The organism is Chitinophaga filiformis, assembly GCF_021646545.1.
GTDB lineage: Bacteria > Bacteroidota > Bacteroidia > Chitinophagales > Chitinophagaceae > Chitinophaga > Chitinophaga filiformis_A.
Map to the genome: position 1 here is coordinate 310,647 of NZ_JAKIRP010000007.1, position 23,614 is coordinate 334,260.

Annotated in this window: 12 protein-coding genes; 7 read left to right on the forward strand and 5 right to left on the reverse strand. The window is 48.2% G+C overall.

Features of this window, described 5'->3' with window-relative positions:
- Nucleotides 1-83 precede the first annotated feature (83 nt).
- The 3 genes from L3C95_RS19185 to L3C95_RS19195 are packed head-to-tail and all read left to right on the forward strand — an operon-like array spanning nt 84 to nt 7,408.
- A complete protein-coding gene (locus L3C95_RS19185) occupies nt 84-3,356 on the forward strand; it encodes a TonB-dependent receptor (RefSeq protein ID WP_236390090.1) in 3,273 nt (1,090 codons plus the stop codon).
- Between the two features lie 45 nt (nt 3,357-3,401).
- The gene (locus L3C95_RS19190; protein ID WP_236390091.1) at nt 3,402-4,865 is read left to right on the forward strand and encodes a RagB/SusD family nutrient uptake outer membrane protein; all 1,464 of its coding nucleotides are present in this window, start codon (nt 3,402-3,404) and stop codon (nt 4,863-4,865) included.
- Between the two features lie 29 nt (nt 4,866-4,894).
- Nucleotides 4,895-7,408 (forward strand): family 16 glycosylhydrolase, encoded by a 2,514-nt coding sequence (locus L3C95_RS19195; protein WP_236390092.1) that lies wholly within the window; start codon nt 4,895-4,897, stop codon nt 7,406-7,408.
- A gap of 1,159 nt (nt 7,409-8,567) precedes the next feature.
- Here L3C95_RS19195 and L3C95_RS19200 read toward each other — a convergent pair.
- From L3C95_RS19200 to L3C95_RS19215, 4 genes are all read right to left on the reverse strand, one after another.
- Nucleotides 8,568-9,818 (reverse strand): PQQ-dependent sugar dehydrogenase, encoded by a 1,251-nt coding sequence (locus tag L3C95_RS19200; protein ID WP_236390094.1) that lies wholly within the window; start codon nt 9,816-9,818, stop codon nt 8,568-8,570.
- A 79-nt stretch (nt 9,819-9,897) separates the two neighbouring features.
- Entirely contained in the window at nt 9,898-12,075 is a 2,178-nt protein-coding gene (locus L3C95_RS19205) for a PAS domain-containing sensor histidine kinase (protein WP_236390097.1), read from the reverse strand.
- 47 nt (nt 12,076-12,122) lie between these two features.
- Nucleotides 12,123-12,530: a response regulator gene (locus tag L3C95_RS19210; protein WP_236390099.1), complete on the reverse strand. Its 408-nt coding sequence runs from the start codon at nt 12,528-12,530 to the stop codon at nt 12,123-12,125.
- 11 nt (nt 12,531-12,541) lie between these two features.
- Entirely contained in the window at nt 12,542-14,722 is a 2,181-nt protein-coding gene (locus L3C95_RS19215; RefSeq protein WP_236390102.1) for a PAS domain-containing protein, read from the reverse strand.
- Nucleotides 14,723-15,018: 296 nt separating this feature from the next.
- On the opposite strand from L3C95_RS19215, the gene zwf reads away from it, so the two are divergent.
- Nucleotides 15,019-16,554: a glucose-6-phosphate dehydrogenase gene (gene zwf / locus L3C95_RS19220; RefSeq protein ID WP_236390103.1), complete on the forward strand. Its 1,536-nt coding sequence runs from the start codon at nt 15,019-15,021 to the stop codon at nt 16,552-16,554.
- Nucleotides 16,555-16,571: 17 nt separating this feature from the next.
- On the opposite strand, the gene L3C95_RS19225 is transcribed toward zwf, so the two are convergent.
- Entirely contained in the window at nt 16,572-17,765 is a 1,194-nt protein-coding gene (locus tag L3C95_RS19225; RefSeq protein ID WP_236390104.1) for an acyltransferase family protein, read from the reverse strand.
- Nucleotides 17,766-18,385: 620 nt separating this feature from the next.
- Here L3C95_RS19225 and L3C95_RS19230 point away from each other — a divergent pair.
- The 3 genes from L3C95_RS19230 to L3C95_RS19240 all read left to right on the forward strand — a co-directional run bounded on the left by L3C95_RS19230 (nt 18,386) and on the right by L3C95_RS19240 (nt 23,588).
- Nucleotides 18,386-18,958: an RNA polymerase sigma-70 factor gene (locus tag L3C95_RS19230; RefSeq protein ID WP_236390105.1), complete on the forward strand. Its 573-nt coding sequence runs from the start codon at nt 18,386-18,388 to the stop codon at nt 18,956-18,958.
- Nucleotides 18,959-19,085: 127 nt separating this feature from the next.
- On the forward strand, nt 19,086-20,051 hold the full coding sequence (locus L3C95_RS19235; protein WP_236390106.1) for a FecR family protein: 966 nt from the start codon (nt 19,086-19,088) through the stop codon (nt 20,049-20,051).
- Between the two features lie 234 nt (nt 20,052-20,285).
- Nucleotides 20,286-23,588: a TonB-dependent receptor gene (locus L3C95_RS19240; RefSeq protein ID WP_236390110.1), complete on the forward strand. Its 3,303-nt coding sequence runs from the start codon at nt 20,286-20,288 to the stop codon at nt 23,586-23,588.
- Nucleotides 23,589-23,614: the final 26 nt, after the last annotated feature.

The window sequence follows — 23,614 nt, forward strand, 5'->3', positions numbered from 1 at the left end:
TGATGCCTTTCTCCGAAAGCAATATGTATTGTTTTGCCCGGAGGCGAACAATTCCACGATTACCAGTAAAACTATCACCGGCTATGAAACTAAAGCTGCTTTGCGTCATCATGATATTGTTGCACATACCGGCATGGGCCTATGCACAAACGGTCAGCCTCTCGCTACGCAATACCCCCTTGAATAAGGTTTTCGACGAAATACGAAAACAAACAGGATATACTTTTCTGTATACAGATGAGCAGTTGTTCCGGGGACGCGAAGTGACGATTAACGTGAAAAATATGCCGCTGCAACAGGCGCTGGACGCATCGTTTAAAAATCAGCCACTCTCCTATACGATCTCCGACAAGACGATCATTGTGAAGAGAAAAGCAGTACAGTCCGCGCCCGCGCCTCCCGCTCCCGACAAGGAAGTAAAAGGTACTGTCACGAATGACAAAGGAGAACAACTGCCGGGCGCTACCGTCCAGGTGAAAGGCACCGGCAAGGGAGTGATCACCAATGAACGGGGAGAGTTCAGCATCAGTATACCAGACGATAACGCCATACTGGTCATCTCCTCACTGGGTTACAACAAAATGGAAATACCCGTACAGGGGAGAACGCAATTGCCCGTTAAGCTTACTACATCCGCTTCAAGTATCAATGAGCTCGTAGTAGTAGGTTACGGCGAACAAAGAAGAGCCACACTCACGCATTCTATCACGACAGTATCAGCCGCCGCATTCCAGGACCAGCCGGTGAACAGATTAGACCAGGTATTGCAGGGAAGAGCAGCAGGCGTACAGGTAACCAACGCTGCCGGCTCTCCGGGAGGTGCAGTGAGGATACGTATCAGGGGAGCCAACTCCATCAACGGCGACAACGGTCCGCTGTATGTAGTAGACGGTTTTGTAGGTGCAGAATTCTTCGCCATCAATCCAGATGATATTGAATCTGTACAGGTATTGAAAGACGCCTCTGCAACGGCTATATTTGGTAGCAGAGGTGCTAACGGTGTCATCATCATCACCACTAAAAAGGGAAATAAAGGCGGATTGAAAGTCAATTTCACTTCCCGTTTATCTACCGCTACTGTCATCAAAAAAATGGACCTCCTGAACGCGGCCGACTTTGCAGAAACCGCCAATGCACATGCGCAGGCAGTAGGTACTGCACAGCCATTCACCGCTCAGCAGATCAGTGATTTCCGGGCCAAAGGAGGCACCGACTGGCAGGATGAAATATTCAGAAGCGCACCCGCACAGGAGTACCTGCTGAGTCTTGCAGGCGGAAGCGATAAGACCAGCTATTTCATATCGGGTAACTATCTCAACCAGGATGGTGTGATCAACAATTCATATTACAAACGCTATACCTTGCGTTCCAACATCAGCTCAACACTATCCTCCAAAGTCACTGCCTTTCTCAATATTACAGGCTCCTACAGCGAAGCGCAGAATGTAGATATTCCTGCCGATGGTCCAAGCAGTCCGCTGGCACAGGCTATCACCTGGTCGCCTACAGTACCGGTGAGGAAAGCCGATGGTAGCTTCACCATTACAGATCCCGTTGGTTCTGTTTTCTTCAACCCGCTTGCGCTCACGGTAGACAGGCTGGCAGTAACAGACAGAATGCTGGCGAATGCGATAGGCGGTTTCAAATTTGACATCCTGCGTGGACTGACCTTCAATACACAATACGGCGTCAACTATCTCGAATATGAGAACAAGAGCTTCGCAGGCAAAGCCACCAATTCCGGCAGCGCCACCAGCAGTCTTCGCTCCAACAAGGAAATAAGATTACAGAGTACCAATACGCTGAATTACCACCGCGTATTCAACAATACACACAACCTCGATATCACTGCAGTATCAGAATACCAGCAATCCACCTACAACTACCTTTCTGCCGGCGCGTCCAACCTGACATATGAATCGTTCATGTGGAATAATCTCGCTTTAGGTACACCGGGCAGTCCTGCTTCGGGATATGCAAAGTCTGCATTGTTCTCACTGGTAGGTCGTGTGAATTATGGCTATAAAGATAAATACCTCATCTCGGCAGCGCTGAGAAGGGATGGCGCATCTAAATTCCTGGGCAATAATAAGTACAGTTATTTTCCTTCTGTATCTGTCGGATGGGTGATCACCAATGAGCCCTTTATGCAGCAGGCACGTTTCATCAGTAACCTGAAATTGCGTGGCAGCTGGGGTTCTACCGGTAGTCAGAGCGTTAACGCCTATAGCACCTTTTCTTCTTATTCCAGGATGATCGCATCGTTTACCAATTCCACTTTCCTCAACGGAATTGTATTAGGTAATATCGGCAACCCTGATCTGAAATGGGAAACTACTGAACAAAAGAACATCGGTATAGATGCCGGCATCCTGAACGACAGGGTCAATATTACTGCTGATTATTTTGTAAAAGATACCCGCGACCTGCTGTTGAACGAAAGCCTGCCTATGTATCTTGGCGGCAATACCATTACCAGGAATGTGGGCGCTGTACAGAATAAAGGCTTCGAATTTTCAATAGAAGGAGCAGTCATCACCAAAGGTCCCCTCACCTGGAATACCAGCCTGAATGCATCCTTCATCAAAAACAGGATACAGACGCTCGGTGCAGGCAAAAAACTGATCTTCGACCCGACCGACAGGAAGATCGGGGGCGGTATGTCTCCTCAGTCGGAATTTGTCATCATGCCAGGACAACCGCTGGGCGCTATCTGGGGTTTGACCTACCTGGGCACCTGGAAACCCGGCGATAGTAAAGCGCAGGAATTTGGCGCGGTGCCCGGCGATGCCAGATACCTGGACAAGGATAACAACAATGTGATAGATGCCAACGATTATGGTGTGATCGGTACAGGTATTCCACGCATATCCGCCGGATGGAACAATACCATCACTTACAGATCATTCACCTTAAACCTGTTCTGGCAGGGCCTCTTCGGATTCGATAAGCTGAATTACAACAAAGCGGCCGCCATGTACTACGGTGGCGATGCAAGGGAAGCTACCTCTGTCGATATTAAAAACCGCTACATACCTGGTGTAAACGAGACCTCAGACATTCCCGGCTTCAGCAGCACCAACAGGAACTTTACGCAAAGCACCCGCTTCCTGGAAAAAGCAGACTTCGTGCGACTGAAGAACGTCAGCCTCTCTTATGACATCAAAAAACAGCAACTAAAGAACATGGTGGCGGTAAAGCTGTTCCTGAGCGCCACCAATCTTTTCACCATTACCAGTTACAGCGGTATAGATCCCGAAGCCAATTCCTCTGCCGGCGATATCCGGCAGGGTATTGATTTCGGCTCCTATCCTAACGCAAAGACGATCACCGGAGGTGTTACACTGAGCTTTTAAAGACTATCACCGAAGGTATGACACTAAGCCTTTAAAGATTTGTTTATGAAAAGAATCATCCACATGAAAAATATATACATTATCCTTTGCCTGCTGTTAACAGCGGGATGCGGCAAACAGCTGACAGAAGATCCCAGGGGACTCGTAGGTGGATCTGCTGCTTTAAGCAGCGTAGCGGGGCTGGAATCGGCGCTTACAGGTGCTTATGGCAGCCTGATGGTACCCTGGAACAGTGGCTTCACTACCGTGTCACAGATCGCGATGACGATGGGTGCAGATGACCTGACCACGCATCCTGGCTCCAACAAGGAAGAATTCAGGGAATTTGACCGCTTCAATGTATCCTCGCTCAACAGCAGGATGAATCCTATCTGGCTGGGATGTTACAAGACCATCCAATCCACCACCAATATCATCAACAACTATCAGCAGGTACAGGATGGCACCACCGCTACCGTAAATGCCATTGTCGGTGAAGCCAGTTTCCTGCGGGCTTTGTGTTATTACTGGCTGACAAGACTCTGGGGAGAAGTACCTGTTATTCCCACAGAACAATATTCGCCCGATCTGTTGCACCTGACTAAAAGCACGCCTGCTGTTATTTATAAGCTGATAGAGGAAGATCTGGCCCGTGCAGAGGAAATGGTGCCTGAAAAAAAACGCGACCCGGGAAGGCCCAATAAAGGCGCCGTAAAGGCATTGCTGGCGGATGTATACCTGACAGAAGCAGGCTGGCCCCTGAAGGACCAGTCAAAATATGCACTGGCAGCTGCAAAAGCGAAGGAAGTGATAGATAACAAAGCGGTGTACAATTTTGACCTGTTCCAGGATGGTTATCTGAAGATCTTTGCAGGCGGTACTACGGAAGATGTTTTCACTTTATTCACCCGCGGACAATGGTCTACTTACAACTCCTTCTATGGCTTGTCCACCATGCCTGAAAACGAAGGCGGCTGGAGTGACTTCTTCCCCGAGCTGAAATTCTTCCGGGAGTTCCCTGCCGGCAGCAGGAAAGACGCCACCTTCTCCACTGAGTTCGTTGTAAGCGGCGATACAATTCCCTGGCAGGAAACCACCACCAAACATCCTTATTACAAAAAGTTCACGATACAATCAGGCGCTAAAAATGTATACATGTCCAACAACCCTGTGATCATGATCCGTTATGCCCATTTACTGTTGATCTATGCTGAAGCACAGGCCCGCGCTACCGGTAGTCCTGATGCACAAGCCTATGCCGCGGTGAACGCCGTACGGCAGAGGGCCGGCCTTTCTCCATTGCCCGAAGGTTTGACCGGATCTGATTTTGCAGCTGCTGTAGTACAGGAACGCGCCTGGGAATTTGCCGGCGAATGGAACCGCTGGTTTGACCTCGTAAGACTGGAACAGGTTGCAGCCGCTAATGCTGATAAAGACCCTGGCGACCTGGCGCCTGCGGGAACAATCACCCAGCAACAATACTGGATGCCTGTACCAGGTGCAGACGCCATCATTAATCCGAATTTATAGATATATAACCCACACTTAAAATTTCCGTTATGAAAAACATCTCAACACTTCTCGTGTTGCTGGGGCTACTGCTATGCCATAAGCTCAGCGCACAATTTATGTTACTCGACGACATGGAGGGTAATGGTCCATGCTCCGGACGATGGACCTACTACGCCGGCAACACTACCACCGGAAAGGTGCAGTTCGGCGTACCTAATCCAGCGCCCTCCACCCTCAATCCCAGTCCCCTGGTGGCAAAATTCATCAAAGACACCAGCTGCTTTGAGTACATGACCGCCGGTGTATCGCTCACCGATTCCTTTGATCTCAGCACCAACAGCGTGTTTAAAATGCTGGTATACGCCAACACCAAAGACGAGATCATGTTCAAACTGCAACCCGGCAGTAACTACGGAAAAGCAGTGTATTTCACGTACAAAGTGAGTCAGATCAATCACTGGGAAGAAGCCACCTTCAACTTCCAGAGCGTGAAGAACAGAACAGACCTGAACCGCGTGGAAGTACATTTCATCGATGGTAAAAAAGCGAATGGCATTCTGTATTTCGACCTTGTACAGGCACCCAACCCGACGAATATCACGATCTCGGGCCCCAACATACCCATGGGCCAGGAAGATGGTAAAGTGATCAACGCAAAACTGAACGGCACCACTTTCAAACCTGCACTGACGCTCAGCAACTGGACCTCTTCCAATCTGCCGGCCGGTGTATCCATTGGTAGTGTACAACGCCTCAGCGACTCCACCGCTGCTATTACACTGAGTGGTAATTCGCCCGACAACTATTCCACCAAAACCTTAAAGCTGACCGTCTCAGGACAGGAACTCACTACCGCCAATGCTGCCACCTATCCCGCGAAAGGCAATGTCATATTTGACGGTAATCCCAACTGGACCATGATCTATGGCGATGAATTCAATGTGCCCGGTAAACCCGATCGCACTAAATGGACAGTGGACCCAAAGCCTAAAGGATGGATCAACGGAGAACAACAGGTGTATACCGATACCACACGCGACAATGCGAAGGTCAGAAACGGAGAACTTACCATCACCGCAAAAAGAGACTATCCTACCGGCGACAGTACAGCACCCTGGTCTTCTGCACGCCTGATCACACAAAACAAATTGGACTTCAAATATGGTAAAGTGGAAGTAAGGGCTAAACTCCCACGTGCCCGTGGCTCCTGGCCTGCCATATGGCTCATGCCGACCAGCAGCGCCTATGGTGCATGGCCTAGAAGCGGTGAGCTGGACATCATGGAGCACGTAGGAAATAATTTCGGTACTGTCCTCTCAACAGTACATACGCAGAACAACAACTGGACTAACGGCGGTCACCTTTCTGCTACGAAAAAGATCATGGATGCAGATACCGTATTCCATGTCTATGCCATGGAATGGACGCCCGACTCAATACGCTTTACCTACGACGACGTCAAGTGTTATACGTATGTCAATCCGCATACTGACTGGAAAGACTGGCCCTTCGATCAGAAGTTTCACATCATACTCAACGTCGCCGTTGGCGGCGGCATGGGTGGCGCCATCACAGCCACCGACTTTCCGGACAGCATGACAGTAGATTATGTACGCGTCTACCAGAAAGGGCTTGGCACCCCTATACTGGATACCATCATGCTCAGTCCTGCCGACATAAGATTCATTGCCGGTAAACAACAACTGTACGTCGCAAAAGCCTACGATCAGAACGGGCAGCCAATGACCATCACTCCTACCTGGAGCATCACTGGCAATGGCAACACCATTACTTCCGGAGGCTTAGCCACACTGGATACTTCGGGTATCGTTACAGTGGCGGCAACGGTCAATGGTGTTACCAAATCGACCAGCACCTATGCTAATCTTCGTATACCGAACTACAAACCCATCCCTGTAAAAATAGAAGCAGAGCGCTTTGACAACTCCAACTCCTGCTGTACCGAGCCTACCTCCGACACCGGCGGCGGCCAGAATATCAGCTTCATTGGCGCGGGCACATGGTTTGAATATGACATTGCAGTACCGGCAGACACCGTTGACTACAAAATACAATTCAGAGTAGCGGTCAGCACTGCATGCAGTCTGAAGATACAGATCAACGACAGCACCCTCCAAACAGTCAACCTGCCTGTCAGCGGTGGCTGGCAGAACTGGAGTACTGTTACTTCCGCGCCAATCACGCTCACTCCCGGTAATCAGACCATCCGTATTTATTCCAATGCTTCCGGCTGGAACTTTAACTGGCTGAACATAGTACGGGACAGTTCTGCAGCGCGTATCGCGTACGCGGCTCCTGTTATTCTCCAGGATGAAAGGCTGCGCGTCTATCCGAATCCTACTCCTGGTCAGCTGACAATAGATTTGCAGGGTAAGGCTTATAAAACTCTCACGCTGCTGGATATACAGGGTAACGTGATCAGGCAATGGGGCATAAGAGCAGGTGAAAAACAGATCACCCGTGATCTTGGCTTCCTGCCGGCAGGTACTTACTTCCTTCGCTTCGATAGGCAGAAGGCGTTTAAGTTCCTGAAGCTTTGATGAGTTGCGGTTTTCAGGTTGGAATCACTGGCTGCGTTCTAAGGCGCCAGTGATTCTCCATTTGAAACCGTTATACTTAACTTTCGCTTGTATTTGAGAGCGCCGCAGACTTTGGCTGGAGGTGATACCGCGGTTTTCAGGCTGGGATCACTGGCTGTGTTCTTTGAAGCTGCGTGCTATTGAGCATTTGGAATCGTGTAGGCTTTTGGATAGGTATTAAACCCCTGTCAATCGTACGGACCGCTTCAAACAACATAGGCCAGGATTCCCACCTGAAACCGCTTTGCTTAGTGACTTTCGCTTGTATTTGAGAGCGCCGCAGACTTTGGCTGGAGGTGATACCGCGGTCTTCAGGCTGGGATCACTGGCTGTGTTCTTTGAAGCTGCGTGCTATTAAGCATTTGGAATCGTGTAAGCTTGGGCATGGTTATTAAACCCCTGTCAATCGTGTGAGCTGCTTCAAACAACATAGGCCAGTGATTCCCACCTGAAACCGCTTTGCTTTTTGACTTTCGCTTGTATTTGAGAGCGCCGCAGACTTTGGCTGGGGGTGATACCGCGGTCTTCAGGCTGGGATCACTGGCTGCGTTCTTTGAAGCTGCGTGCTATTAGGCATTTGGAATCGTGTAGGCTTTTGGATAGGTATTAAACCCCTGTCAATCGTACGGACCGCTTCAAACAACATAGGCCAGTGATTCCCACCTGAAACCGCTTTACTTATGGACCTGCGCTTATAGATTGAGGCCAGTGTACGCATCATTGTCCTGATAAGTAGTACCCTGTATATTATCATAGGGAGAGCGAAAGTAGCACCCGGTTTCAGATGGGAATGTCGGGCCTTCGGCTCTCTGGGGTACGACTGATGCAGTTAAATCGATTCCCATCGCCCACCCGATTGACAAAGCCAAATAGTACTCCGCTGCCAGAGAGGCGCCGACCGACATCCCATACTGGAACCGGAGCTACTTAGCGTGAATAATAAAGATATCCCCACCGATTGACAAAGTTTAATAGCTCTCCACTGCCAGAGAGGCGCCGACCGACATCCCATACTGGAACCGGAGCTACTTAGCGTGAATAATAAGAGACCATTCGCATAACAAAACAGGGTGTGTCAGAACTAACCGACACACCCTGTCTTATAAAAAAGAATGGCGTACTACTTCTTATGAATACTATACAACCTGCCGTTATCAGTAACAGCATACAAAGCACCATCATTCCCTTCAGTGATATCCCTGAACCGCTGCTCTTCTTTTTCCAGCAGCCTTTCCTCACCCACTACTTTGTTATTCTCAATCACCAGGCGCGCTATATGAATACTGCTCAAACCACCGATGAACAGATTGTTCTTCCATTCAGGAATACCCTTACCGGAGTAGAATGTGATACCACTCGGAGATAATACAGGATCCCAGTAATAAACAGGCTGTTCAAGCCCTTCTTTCTGCTGGATGCCGTCACCTACTTTAACGCCTTTATACTCGATGCCGTAAGTGATGGTCGGCCATCCATAGTTCTTACCAGGTTGGATGCGGTTCAACTCATCACCACCTCTTGGTCCGAACTCAGTTTCCCAGAGGTCACCAGTTTCAGGATGGAATGCCAGACCCTGTACATTGCGGTGACCATAGCTGTAAATTTCAGGACGTTTATCAGCCTGTCCTTCAAACGGATTGCCGGCAGCTGGTTTACCGTCTTTTGTAATGCGTATTACCTTGCCGAGGCCAGAATTCAGTTGTTGCGCCTGAGGCCTGGTTTCGAGGTCAGAACGTTCACCTGTGCTGATGACGAGATTACCTTCCTTATCGAAGATGATCCTTCCGCCATAATGCAATGTTCCTTTATATGCAGGCGTAGCGCGGTAAATAACCGTTGCGCCTTCTATTTTTTTCTCATCTGCGGATAGTTTCCCTTTCGCTACAGCAGTTACATTACCTTCACGAAGTGGTTCGGAGAAAAGCCAGTACACGATCCTGTTACTGCTGAAGTCAGGATCTACACGTAAGCCCAGCAAACCACCCTGTCCATCAGGATTCACTTTCGGAAGCCCTGTAATAGGTTCACTCACTTGACCGGTGGTGGTGGCGATACGCATCACACCCCTCTTCTCTGTAATGAGCAGCCTTCCGTCAGGGAGATTGGTAACACCCCAGGGACTTTCCAGTTTATCAGTCAATACAGTAGCCTCATAGGGTGTTTTTGTCTTCACACCTGCAATACGTGTTTGTCCCGGGAATGCCGGTTTGTAGCTCGTGTTGGGCGCTTTTGTCTCCACCGGAGCACTTGAACTGTCGGGAGCCGCTGCTGTAGAATCTGTTCCATTGTCCTTTGGTTGACCGGATGGCGCACCACAGGACGCGAGGGCTAATGTAGCCCCTGTGATAATAGCCTGAATGTATGTTCTCATACGTTCAATTTAAGGCAAAAAATTGATTTGTCTGTCAGTGATATGTTGGATGGTCCCTACAGGGAATTGACGGCAGCTATCAGGGATTGGGGAGGTATATCTTGAACTCTGTTCCCACTCCCGGCGTGGACGTGAACTGTATGTCCCCGTTCAGTTTTTCTACCGTCTCTTTCACCAGGTAAAGACCTAAGCCGGAGCCTTTGGATTTTTCTGATACCCTGTAAAACATATTGAAAATATACGGGTGATAGTCTTTGTGAATACCGATGCCGTTATCTTTAACACCTATCAATGCGACATCGGCCCTCGCTACAACTGTCACTTCCACATAGGGAGACGTTTTAGCGGGATCGTAGTAACGCACAGCATTAGATATAAGATTATTGAGGATAATGGATATCCGGCTTCTGTCAGAACAGAAAGTACCGTCTTCGTCTATATTGATCCTGATCTCCACGTTGGAGTTGCCGGTACTGATAAATTTCAGGCTGTTCCTGATATCAATCAGCAGGCCGGAAAAATCAATGGGCGTTCTTTTTACTTCCAGCCTTGCATTCCTGGAGTAGTCGAGAATATCAAGGATAAAAACATCCAGCTTTTTGATACTTTCTTCCATCATGGACAAGTTCTGCTTTATGTCCTCCTCGTTCGTCTCTGAAGCGGTATATTCTATGAGTCCAAGTATAGAAGCCAGCGGCGCCCTGAGGTCGTGGGATACGCTGTAAACAAACCTGTCAAGTTCAGTATTCGTTCTTTTCAGCTTATCGTTGGCATCTTCCAGTTCCCTGCGATACCTGATCTCCTCGGTTACGTCCCTGAAATTGACGATATATCCCCTTATTACCTCCTCTCTTATATGATTGGTAGCCACGCCTTCCAGCCATACCCAATGCCCGTCTTTCGCGCGGAAGCGCACTTCAAAGGGGAGCGGCTCTTCCGGTTTTGTGTTGAGCGATAACAGCGAATGGGCAATAAAGCCCTGGTCTTCCTCGTGGATGTAATCGAGCATGGAAGTGCCTATAAATTCCGCTGTGGAGTATCCTATGATACGCCCGATAGATTCTGTGGCAAAAGTATAGTCAAGGCGTTCGTTGATGATAACGATGGCATCGTTGGAGTTCTCGAGCAGGGTACGCAATTTCAATTCACTGTTCGCCAGCGCCAGTTCAGCTTCTTTTCTTTCCGTGATATCAGAACTGATACCGTCAATACGGATAAGCTTACCTGCTACATTCAATGTTGGCCGCATGCGGGTTAGCAGCCATTTGATCTGGCCATTCTTATGACGGACCCTGTACTCTACCTGGCTGTTCGCTCCCTGGCTAAGACGCAGGTTACTTTCATGTACACTTTTTTTGTCTTCATCGACAATTAAACTGAACCAGAGGAAGGGATCTTTCATAAAAGCTTCAGGAGCATAACCGTATAAGCGCGTACATGCCGGCGATATCTGCAGCAGCTTGTCCTGTTCCACATTGACAGAAAAGAACACCTCATTCATGGTGTTGAATAAAGTACGCAATTCTGTGTTGGCATCGACAATAGCCCGCTCCGCCAGCTTGATCTCGGTAATATCCATCGTGACGCCCATCAGGCTTACCGGTTCCCCGGTAAGTTCATCTTTGATCACCTCAGCTATCTCCCGCACTATCCGTGGATTATTCGGGTCTCCACCGGGCAGGATGCGATACTCTGTATCATATCGTCCGGTCTCCATATAGGCCCTGTTCACCTCTTCCAGCATAAATCCCCTGTCGTCAGGATGTACCAGGCTGAGATAATGTTCATACGTTATTTTCGTCGCAGATGGATCTATTCCCAGCAGATGGAACAATTCATCAGACCAGTAATTTTGTACAGTCGAAAGATCGCGCGATACCGGTATATCCCAGCTGCCCGCCTTGGCCACACTCTGTATTGTTTTCAGGTGTACCGTTTCCCTGAGTGTATGCTGCTCATTCTGAACAATATTCTTACACTCAGTATGTAACATGTCGGCCGCATGTAAGATGGATGGCATAGTTTCGCCATCGCTGATCACCGGAGATGTTTCGGCGCCAAGTAAATTCAGGGTCTCCCATAAAATATGATAGAGTTCTTCCAGCGCTCCTGTTTCCTGACTATGCTTGCTTGTCTCTGGCTGCGCTGCTGATGCTCCGTTCAGTAAGATGTCCAGCTCATGCACCAGATCAGGATTGAGAGGAACATCGCCGCCGGCAAAATGTTTATGTAACAGCTCTTCTAGTATAACATTCATATGACGCAGTTGTACCGGGTAGAAATATGTTGTTCCGGGGATGCCTGTCAGGGGTTACCAACGTCCTTCAGCTTGTCTCCTGTCAACGGTTTGTTGAGGAACTGGCACACATAAGGATTGTTCATTGCCAGCTCCCTGTCTTCCGGAAGCAGGGATGATGAAAGCATCACGATGATACACTTCTTTTTTACCGCTTCCGGCAGTTTTTTATATTCCTCCAGGAAATCAAAACCATTCATCTTTGGCATATTGATGTCCAGAAATATCAGGTCAGGCAGTGCATCCTTGTTCTCCTGGTTCTCTTCCAGGTAACTGAGCGCGTCCGTTGCCGAGTCGAGCGGCAGTACCTCCCTGGCAAAGGCATGTTTAGTGAGCACCTTTTTTGCAAGAAAACGGTCTATCTCCGCATCATCTACCACCATCACCTTCTCGAAATTAAAGTTGTTACTATCCATTAGCATACGATTTAAAATAAGCTGGGTAAAAATATGTTGAATGTCGTCCCCTCGCCGGGCGCTGACTGAAGGCGAATCTGGCCTTTCAGTTTATCTACGGTCTCTTTCACAAGGTACAAGCCCAGACCGGAGCCGGTTGATTTTTCGGATACCCGGAAGAACATGTCGAATATCCGTTCATGATATTCCTTCGCAATGCCGATCCCGTTGTCGCGGACGATGATATTTGCCCCTTCGGGGCCAGCTACGATCTTCACCTCTACAAAAGGGACTGCCTTCTCCGCATCAGCATACCGTATAGCGTTTGATACCAGGTTATTCAGCAGGATAGAGATCCTGCTGACATCCGATCCGAATGTGCCATTCTCCTGTACATTTATGTCAAAGCGCATAGCCGACCTGCCAGTACGCAGGAATTTAAGATTCTCTTTTATCTCTGCCAGTAAGTGATGAAAATCTACTGCCTGTACCTTAATTTCCAGGCGTGCATTCCGGGAATAGTCGAGAATATCAAGGATAAACCTGTCCAGCTTTTCTATACTGACTTTCATCATTCCCAGGTCCTGCAATACTTCTTCATCCGCCGTTTCAGACATGGTATATTCGAGCAATCCTAATACCGATGCAAGTGGCGCCCTCAGGTCGTGCGATACGCTGTATACAAAGCGGTCAAGTTCATTGTTGGTTTTCTTCAACCTGTTATTGGATGCCTCCAATGCCTTTCTATACCTGATCTTATAAGTAACGTCCCTGAAATTACCAATGTACCCTCTTACAATATCTCCATTTAAGTGGTTGGTGGCCGATCCTTCACACCATATCCAGCCATTATCCTTCACCCGGAACCTTATCTCGAAATGGACTGGCGCCTCAGGATCTTTCTCCATGATGCCCACAAGGCCGTTTACAGTAACATGATCGTCCGGATGAATAAAATCAAATACCGAAGTGCCGGTAATTTCTTCTACGCTGTAACCGATCATGCGGCTCAATGATTGGGTGACAAATAAGAACCGGAGTTCCTCACTTGTGACAGTGATCGCATCATTTGAGTTTTCGAGCAGCGATCTGAACTTCAGTTCGCTGTTCTCAACCGCCAGTTCGGCTTCTTTTCTTCTTGTGACATCAGTCACGATCCCATCTAACCTTACGAGCTGCCCTTCGTGCCCTAATGTTGGCGTGATCCTCGATTCTACCCAACGTAACTCCCCGTCTTTACGGCGGATCCTGTATTCCACCTGGCTGCTTTCTCCCTTGCCCAGGCGTTTATTGTTCTCCAGCACCGCTTCCTTATCATCTTCATAGATAACGCTGAACCACAGGTCCGGATCGTTGAAAAACTCACCCGTACTGTAACCATACAATTGCACACAGGAGGGAGACATCTGCAATATTCGCTGCTGCTGCTGCTCCATATTGACGGAGAAGAACACATCCTCCATCACATCAAATAGTTTTCTTAGTTCCACATTCGCCTTAAACAAAGCCCGCTCCGTATTCCTGATATCACTGATATCAAAGGTAACACCTATCAGACTGATACTTTTTCCGCTAGCCTCATCTCTGACCAGTTCGCCTACTTCCCTTACCGTGCGTTCCTGCGCCCGGTCTCCTCCCCGCCTTATCCGGAATTCGATATCGTATCGTCCTGTCTCTCTGATCGCCTTGTCCACCTCGCTGATCAGGTACTCACGGTCGTCAGGATGTACATAATTTTTATACGCCTGGGAAGTCGGTTCTACAGTACCCGGCGTTGCGCCTAATACCGCAAAGAGCTCGTCTGACCAGTACCCCGGCAATAACAGCTGATCGTTCGTTACCGGCAACTCCCAGCTACCGGCGCTGGCGAGCGACTGTATCGTTTTCAGGTGTTTCATTTCACGTAGCTGCTTCTGCTGCCGGATGATCCTGTCAGCACATTCCTTCTTCAGCCTTTTGGCAAGCTGTATCAGGGAAGAGATAACCGGTCTATGCTCAGCAGCATGCTGACCACTCCCAAAAACTGTCAGGCTTTCCTGTAGCCTGCGTAAAACAGCCTGCAGGTCTGCATTTGTCACAGGATCTGACGGGGTTTTTAGTGCTGCTCGTCCTTCAAGTAACTGGCTGATCTCGTCAAATAATGCGATATATGCCGGAGGGAGGCGGTCTTCATCGAAATATTTGCCGATCAGATGCTTAACTTCCTTATTCATGCTCAATAGAGTCTTAATACTGGATGATGCTACGCACGATGGATCATTCTCAAAACGCGGAAAATATGTAATATATCAAAGCAAATCTTACGCCGGAAAAACTACTATTGCGTTTTATTTTTTTCTGATATTATCACTATTACGGCTACATGCAAAGCAGCAAACAGATAGGTTAAATGAATATCCCGAATATTCCATTATCATATTTAACCATAAAATGTCCAAAAGAAACCGTAAAATTGGAACCTGACGAATGACTTTTTTTCCTAAATTAACGCCTTAAAGCTCAGCAATATATGAAACAAGTAAAAAAGTACCCCGAGGCTGCTGCCATTACCATCTTCGGGGCGAAAGGCGACCTGACGAAACGTAAGCTCATACCGGCACTGTATAATCTTTTCACCGACAACCACCTGCCCCCTGCATTCTCCATCTATTGTGTGGATTTCCTTGAAGTAGACCAGGACGAATTCAGACAGGATATGTTATCGGGAGTCAATGAATTCAGCCGGAACGGTATTGCTGAAACAGCAAGATGGAATGAATTTGCCGCCAGACTTTTCTACTTACAGGGCGATTTCCTTAAAAAGGAAACTTACATCAATCTGAGCGAAAAAATAAAAACTTTTGAGAAAGGGGCCGCTCAGACCATGTCAAGAGTGTACTATTTTGCCGTTGCTCCCCGCTTCATTGAGACTATTTCAGACGCATTATACCAGCACGACCTGTGCAACAAGGAGAACCTGGACCGTATCGTGGTAGAAAAACCATTTGGTACCGATCTGGACTCTGCAAAGAAGCTGAACCGCTTCCTGGCAAAACGATTTTCTGAAAAACAGATCTACCGTATAGATCACTACCTGGGTAAAGAAGCCGTACAGAATATCATGGCCTTCCGCTTCGCTAACTATGTGTTCGAACCTTTGTGGAACAACAAGTATATCGATCATATACAGATCAGCGTTTCTGAACAGGTAGGAGTGGGCAAGCGCGGCGGTTATTACGATAGCAGCGGCGCATTGCGCGATATGATCCAGAACCACCTGCTGCAGTTGCTGTGTATTGTGGGTATGGAATGCCCCGGCGCTTATAAGTCAGAACAGATCAGGGATGCGAAGACCAAAGTGATGAAGAGTGTAAGAGCATACACAAATGCAGAAGTCTTTAAGAATGTGGTACGCGGCCAGTATACTGCCGGTATGATCAACGAAGATCCACGGCCGGCTTACCGTAAAGAAGAGCATGTGGCAGCTGCCTCTCTCACCGAAACCTTTGTAGCGGCTAAATTATTCATCGATAACAAACGCTGGCAGGGAGTACCCTTTTTCCTGCGTACCGGTAAGTCCATGCCTGCACAATCATCTGTGGTGGTTGTACAGTTCAAAGACAGCCCGCATAAAATATTCCGGGACGATATCGTTCCCAACCGTCTGATCATCAGTATTCAGCCAGAACTGGAAATTAGCCTGCTGTTCGAAAGTAAGGTACCTGGCCTGCAGATGAAACTGAAACCGGTGGAAATGGACTTTACGTATAAGGAATCATATACAGAAACGATCCCTGAAGCGTATGAAGCATTGCTGCTGGATGTGTTACACGGCGACGCCACCCTGTTCATGCGTGCCGACCAGATAGAGGCGGCCTGGAAGGTAGTGATGCCAATTATCGACGCATGGAAGAAATACCCGGCCAGGGACCTGCATATGTACAAATCAGGCAGTTGCGGGCCGGAAGCTGCTCAGAAGCTGCTGAAGCCCTTTGCAAAACAATGGTATGAATTGCCTTTCAGCAAGACGGTTAAGGCATTACCCGATCTGAAAAGCGTACAATAAGCATAAACCGGGGATGCCTACACATGTGCAGGCATCCTCGGTTTATTTTCAGTAGCTTTCACCGCTTTTTTAAGCAGGAACGGACGTTCAAATAACAAGAAGAACAGATAAGCAATACCAACTGTCAGAGCTGTTCCTCCCAGTATCAAAAGTACAGTCGCTGCAAAGGTTGATAAGTGAAGCGGAGCAATTACATACAGCGCAATCATATGCAGTAAGGGAGCATGAATAAGATAGATGCTATACGCGAATATCCCCACAGATGCAAGCGGCTTGAATGAAAACACCTTCCCTACAAAAGCCAGTCGCGAATGTTTATATTTTTCCCTGGAACAAATAACCAGCAGGCAAAAGCAGATCAGCCCAAACAACACATCCACAATCTCATTCTCGATATTACCATTCACATCTGAGTGAAAAGTGATCCTGCTTTTATAAAAGACAAAGGCGATAGCAGCCACGATCAGCAATACGCCCCACGGCAGCCGGTCGGCAAACTTTGAAAGCCTGGAATCGCCAAAGGAAATATCCGCAGCAAGCATACCCAGCGTAAACAATATAATGTAAGGGTTTACACCCGCCGTTGCCATATCAATATCAGGATAGACTGTTCTGAGCATTCTCAGTGTTATGAACAGTACAACAGAGATCCCTATGGATGTGAGGAAGGAAGCCCCGGGACCAAACTTTCTCCATAAGAACAGTAAAAAAGGGAAAAAGATGTAGATCCTGCACTCCACCGGAATAGACCAGAACGCGTGATTGATCTTATATACCTCAGAAATAAATAAGTCATTTATTAAAAAGATATGGGTGATAATGCTGTTTGAAGTAACCGGAATACAATTATCCCATATAGAACCTGTCTTCGCATCCAGCAGAAAATAGATCGCTACCAGCGAGAAGGCCATCGCAATATAGTAAGGAGGTAGGATCCTGACGATACGTCTCTTATAAAACTCCCATACACCTGCCACCTGGTAACTACGCCTGATAGCGGGTAGCATCAGCGAAAATCCGGAAATAACGATAAACAGGTTCACAGCATAATGCCCCGATTTGAATAAGGCAAGGAATATTTTCTGTACAGCGCCGGCGGGGATTACCTTATATTCCAGCATGGCATGATGCATTACAACGTATAAGGCAGCAACAGCCCTTAGCCCATCGATATGCAGCAGATGGGTTTTGTTTTGTGTTTTGTTCTCCATTAAGATCGTATTAAACCAGGAAGACGTTATTACTGTCCGGATGCCACATTGCACCATTTTCCTTCCCCCGAATATTCACAATAGTGATGCCTTGGCGCCGGGCGCCCGGTTTAGCATAGGTATCTGGTTTTTCAGCTTAAAAATATTAGCAAATCAAAGATAAACGGAAACTTTTATATTTCATATAAATATCATGTATAGGAATCAAACATCGCATTACCCTCGTCGGGTGCCGTGTGTTTTTAGCCCGGGTTTGTTGCCCGGTTTTGTTGCCCGGTTTTATGGCCGCCCGGGGTTGAAAACCCCGCGCTACAAACACACGGCACCTACGGAGCAGATTGACCATTTGTTGCCCGGTTTTGTTGCCACCGGGTGACAAATGTCCAAACACAATAGAACCCCGTCAGTAGTCCCATGTTTGTCCCCCCGGCACCCGATTAAATAAACACTTGCTTTAATCTTCCTGCTTAACTAACTTTAAACCGCAGCACAATACTCTACAACTTTAGTAGATTTTATGTAATATTGCGCTCCAATTCAGGTCAGGGAACAGGGACAATACGGTATAAATGCCATGCCGGCATACTGATTTGGTCATTTATTATTTTATCAATCAAAGGATGGACAGGAGTTATTTCAGTGATGATGAGTTACTTATCTCTATGGCAACAGGAGATGAGGCGGCATTTACTGAGATATACCACCGCTACTGGCGCCGGCTGCTGGCCATTGCCTACCATCATACACAGGATGAATCAGCTGCCAAGGAAATTGTACAGGAGGTACTGATCAACCTCTGGGACCGCAGGGCGGAACTGGAGATCAGGCAGCTGTCACAATATCTTGCCACCGCCATCAAATTCTCCGTATTTAAATCTATTACCCGCGAGAAACGCAGGAATAGCATAGCAGCAGACGTTTTTGGAGAAAGGACCTCCCAGGACGATGAACGCATCTATGCCCGCTTCCTCCACGACTATATCAACGGCATTGTAGAGCAGCTGCCGGAGAAATGCAGACAGGTGTTTAAAAGCAGCCGCATGGAAGGTAAAGGCACCGCACAGATAGCCCGCGAGCTCAATATTTCGGAAAAAACAGTAGAATCACACATCACCAAGGCATTGAAACACATCCGGTACGGCATCCGGAATGCAGGCCTTTTTTTAGTCACGCTCCTCGCCTTCTTCAGGTAATCTTCCCCTCTTTCAGAAATTTTTTCCATCCGGCTAAGGGGTACCCCCTATGTTATGGTACTTACTATTATAGCGGCTGAAAAGATCTGCTTATACCAGGTCGCCACCATTCAGCACTATCCGGCATATGGACAAAAACAGGTTACATACACTTATTCAGAAATATATTGATCAAACGGCCACTCCTGCCGAGCAGGAAGAGCTGAACAACTGGTACCGGCAGCACAACGAGGATGCTGAATGGGAATATCTGTCTGCCGAAGCCGAAGAGCGGGCAGGCAAAGACATCCTGCAGCACCTGAACCGGCATATCGGCCAAACGGCGCAACCGCCTGTACGCCGAATGCGTCTTTATGCCGGATTAGCGGCCGCCTGTATCACAGCACTGGCTATCACTGCCTGGTGGCTCACCTCCGGAGACAGCCATATCGGCCAGCCGGTAGCAGACCTGAATATCGCCACGGCTGCACAGACAGATGAGAACAAATTTGTGGTATTACCAGACAGCAGCACAGTGATCCTGCGGCCGGGTAGCCACATTGCCTATCACGATACCCATAAAACACGGGAACTGACGCTGGAGGGAGAAGCCTATTTTGACATCCGGCACCGGGCAGAACAACCCTTTGTCATCCATACCGGCAAGGTGAAAACCACCGTAATGGGTACGACATTTAACATCAAGGCGTATTCCCGCGACAGTGTTACTGTATCGGTGATCACCGGTAGTGTAAAGGTAAGCGACGCACAAAATCATACTGCCATCCTGCATTCCAGGCAGGAAGCAGTTTACGATATTACAACCAACCTTAAAAAACAGGAACAGCCGCTGGCAGAAGGTACAATTGCCTGGACAAAAGCCGACATGCAATTCCAGGACATGCCCTATGCACAACTGGCAGAGCGTTTAAGCAGACGATATGATGTAAACATTTCATTTAAGAATCCGGCGCTCGAAAAATGTCCTATCACGGGAAGGTTCAGCGGCACAGAAACGCTGAAAGAGGTACTGGATGTTTTATCACAAACAATGGGTACTACCTACACCATGCAGGGCCATCAGGTAGAACTGGATGGCAGTGGCTGTTTCTAAACACAACATTTATCAATTTAAATCAGGTACATGGCCAACAAGCAATAACAATCAACCAAAAACAGTGCAGTAAACTGCAAAAAAAACTCCCCAGGCCCTGGTAAGCAATGAGGAGTTTCCGAGTAAAAACTTTTATCATTTTTAAACGTCTGTAAAGTTATGCCAAAAGTCCTGCTTTTGCAAAAGGGGACGCATTGTCCCATTCGTAAACAAAGAGTCCAACTATTGTTTCTTATGCGTTTAAGTCTGTGTGTATGTGCATTGTTCGCTTTGAGTCTGAACTTATTTGCAACAGGTCTTGTTTCCGGACAGAGTATTACCAGCACTATCATCAATTTTGAGGTGCATAATGAAAATCTGAAAGCGTCTATCGACAAGCTGCAGCAGGAATCCGGCTTCAGTATCTTCTATTCCTCTACCCTGCTTAATGCCGACAGGAAAATCAACCTCGACAAGGCCTCCCGGACCGTTGCGCGTACCCTGGACCTGCTGTTACAGGGCACTAATCTGACCTACATAGAGAAAGGCAACAAAGTGATCCTTCAGGAGAAAAAACAGTCTGCTCCCGTTCTGGCGCCTGTTGCTGCTGATGATAAAAAGCTGTCCGGTATGGTTACTGATGAACAGGGCAACCCTATTCCCGGAGTAACCGTACGCTTAAAAGATAACAGCCGGCATACTGCCACTGATCAGAACGGGCACTATTCCATTGATGTGGCAGAAAATGATGTCGTCCTGTTCAGCTATATAGGTTATACCACTGCAGAAATTCCAGTGGGAGATAAATCCTCTCTCGTAGTAAGGTTAAAGCCAGCTCCCAGCGACCTGAATGAAGTACAGGTGATCGGCTATGGCAGCACCACCAAAAGAAATAATACAGGAGCGGTAAGCTCCATTACCGCACAGGAGATCTCCAGGCAGACGGTTACTAACCCTTTAACAGCCCTTCAGGGCCGTATTGCAGGCATGCAGATCACCCAGGACAATGGTTTGCCCGGCGGTGGTATCAGGGTGCAAATACGCGGCTTAAACACCGCTTCTGCAGGTTTCGTTCCATTATACGTAGTGGACGGTGTTCCCTTCACACTCTTCAATGGCGGCCAGCCCACTTCCGATGCGCTGAACGCATACGGTATCTCCGGCGCCAGTGGTAATATCAGCCCTTTCAGCGTGATCAATCCTGAAGATATAGAACGTATTGATGTACTCAAAGATGCAGATGCCACAGCCATTTACGGCTCAAGGGGCTCCAATGGCGTGGTGCTGATCACCACTAAAAAAGGCAGTCAGCGTAAAACACAGGTAAATGCCAATGTCTATCACAGTCTGGGAACTGTGAACCACTATATCCCTATGATGAACACACAGGAGTACCTGCAGATGCGCCGGGACGCTTTCGCTAATTCCGGCGCGACTCCGACTACCAGCAATGCCAAAGACCTGACCGTATGGGATCAGAATGCCTATACCGACTGGCAGAAATGGGCACTGGGCGGTACCGCACATACAACTAACGCAACAGCCAGCATTTCCGGCGGTAATGCGCAGAACAGCTTCCTGTTCAGCTCTACCTACCGTAAAGAAGGTACCGTGTTCCCCGGCGATTTCAGTGCGAACAATTACTCCGGAAGACTGAACGCTAACCATAGCAGTATGAATGGTAAGTTCAACATCAGCTTCTCAGGCAACTACGCCTATATGGGCAGCAATATGCCGGTGGTGGATATCTCCGGCATCTACAATCTCCCGACCAACTTCCCGCTGTATAACAGCGACGGTAAACTGAACTGGGATATCGGCAGCAATCCGCTGGCCTACCTGATGCAGCAGTACAACGCGCAGACCACCAATTTCCTCACCAACCTGAACCTGGGTTATAAAGTGACTAAGGAACTGACGCTGAAAGCTAACCTGGGGTATAGCCTCACGAGACTGTCACAGACCAATGCCATACCTGCGAGGTCGGTCAACTCTACAAGAACGACCGACAACAGGCTTAATTATGCCGACAACCAGAATGGTAACTACATCATAGAGCCATTTGCGGAGTATAACAGGATGATCAGCAAGGGCAAGCTGCTGGTAGTGGCAGGGGCTACTTTCCAGCAGAATAAATCCACCGGTATTTCCCTTGCCGGCAGCAACTACAGTAACGAGTCGCTGTTAAATTCTATCAGCAGTGCAGGAACGGTAACGGTACAGAGTAACAACTATTCGCTGTATAAATACTCCGCCTTATTCGCCAGGGTGAATTACAACTGGCACGATAAATACCTGCTGGATGGTACTTTCAGAAGAGATGGCTCCTCCCGTTTTGGCCCCTCCCACCGCTTCGGTAACTTCGGCGCCATCGGTGCGGCCTGGGTCTTTACGCAGGAAGATTTTATGGGCTCACTTCCGGTGCTCAGCTTTGGTAAACTACGCGCCAGCTATGGTGTGACGGGTAATGACCAGATCAGCAATTATCAGTACAGCGCATTATATGGCAGCGCCGGTTCTTTTTACACTTACATGGGCACATCTGCCCTGGTACCCAGTACCATTGCCAATCCGAACCTGCACTGGGAAAGTACCCGTAAAACAGACATCGCGCTGGAACTGGGTTTCTTCAAAGACAGGATACTGCTGAAAACGGATTTCTATAACAACCGTTCTACCGACCTGCTGGTGTTCATAGGAACAGCCGGCCAGACGGGTATCACGTCCTACACCGGTAACCTGCCTGCCGTAGTACAGAACAGGGGCTGGGAGTTTGAACTGAACACCACCAATATCAGCACCCGCGATTTCCGCTGGACCACCGCGTTCAACCTGACCCTGAACAAAAACAGGCTGAAATCATTCCCTGATCTGGCTTCTTCCTCCTATGCTTCCTCTTACGTGATCGGTCACCCGATAGACGTGGTAAAGCGTTATCATTTCCAGGGAGTAGATCCGGCAACGGGATTACCGCTGATCCAGGACCAGGACAAGGATGGCGCTATTTCCTTCTCAACAGATATGATACCAATGAAAACAGGTACGCCTTATTATGGCGGCTTGTCGAACAGTCTGACCTATAAAGGCTTCAGCCTGGATTTCACCTTCCAGTTCAATCATCGTTATGGTTATGTCAACAATACCTTAACATCTGTTTACAGTCCATATGGTTCCGCCTACGCTAACCAGAGCAAAGCGATACTGGACCGCTGGAAGAAGGCGGGTGATAATGCACCGTTCCCGGCAGCAGCTACTACGAATAACTCCGCTTATTCTTACCTGGCTTCATCTGATTACAACTGGGGAAATGCTTCCTTCATCAAGTTCAAGACTTTGAGTCTTACCTATGCATTGCCCGCCGACTGGCTGAAACACGCCCGGCTTTCTTCTGCTTCGGTATATGCCAGGGCGCAGAACCTGTTCACATGGGCGAAACAGAAGTATACGCTCGATCCGGAAACAACTGTACCCGGCACAGGCTCCAACCTTGGAACAGGCCAGTATATTGCTTTCCCGCAGTTACGCACCATTGCAGTCGGACTTAATTTAACACTCTAAAAGCACGGACATGAGAGGTAAAACAA

Coding starts and splice junctions, on each gene's coding strand:
- L3C95_RS19185 (WP_236390090.1), top strand. CDS start 84: ATGAAACTAAAGCTGCTTTGCGTCATCATGATATTGTTGCACATACCG.
- L3C95_RS19190 (WP_236390091.1), top strand. CDS start 3,402: ATGAAAAGAATCATCCACATGAAAAATATATACATTATCCTTTGCCTG.
- L3C95_RS19195 (WP_236390092.1), top strand. CDS start 4,895: ATGAAAAACATCTCAACACTTCTCGTGTTGCTGGGGCTACTGCTATGC.
- L3C95_RS19200 (WP_236390094.1), bottom strand. CDS start 9,818: ATGAGAACATACATTCAGGCTATTATCACAGGGGCTACATTAGCCCTC.
- L3C95_RS19205 (WP_236390097.1), bottom strand. CDS start 12,075: ATGAATGTTATACTAGAAGAGCTGTTACATAAACATTTTGCCGGCGGC.
- L3C95_RS19210 (WP_236390099.1), bottom strand. CDS start 12,530: ATGGATAGTAACAACTTTAATTTCGAGAAGGTGATGGTGGTAGATGAT.
- L3C95_RS19215 (WP_236390102.1), bottom strand. CDS start 14,722: ATGAATAAGGAAGTTAAGCATCTGATCGGCAAATATTTCGATGAAGAC.
- zwf (WP_236390103.1), top strand. CDS start 15,019: ATGAAACAAGTAAAAAAGTACCCCGAGGCTGCTGCCATTACCATCTTC.
- L3C95_RS19225 (WP_236390104.1), bottom strand. CDS start 17,765: ATGGAGAACAAAACACAAAACAAAACCCATCTGCTGCATATCGATGGG.
- L3C95_RS19230 (WP_236390105.1), top strand. CDS start 18,386: ATGGACAGGAGTTATTTCAGTGATGATGAGTTACTTATCTCTATGGCA.
- L3C95_RS19235 (WP_236390106.1), top strand. CDS start 19,086: ATGGACAAAAACAGGTTACATACACTTATTCAGAAATATATTGATCAA.
- L3C95_RS19240 (WP_236390110.1), top strand. CDS start 20,286: ATGCGTTTAAGTCTGTGTGTATGTGCATTGTTCGCTTTGAGTCTGAAC.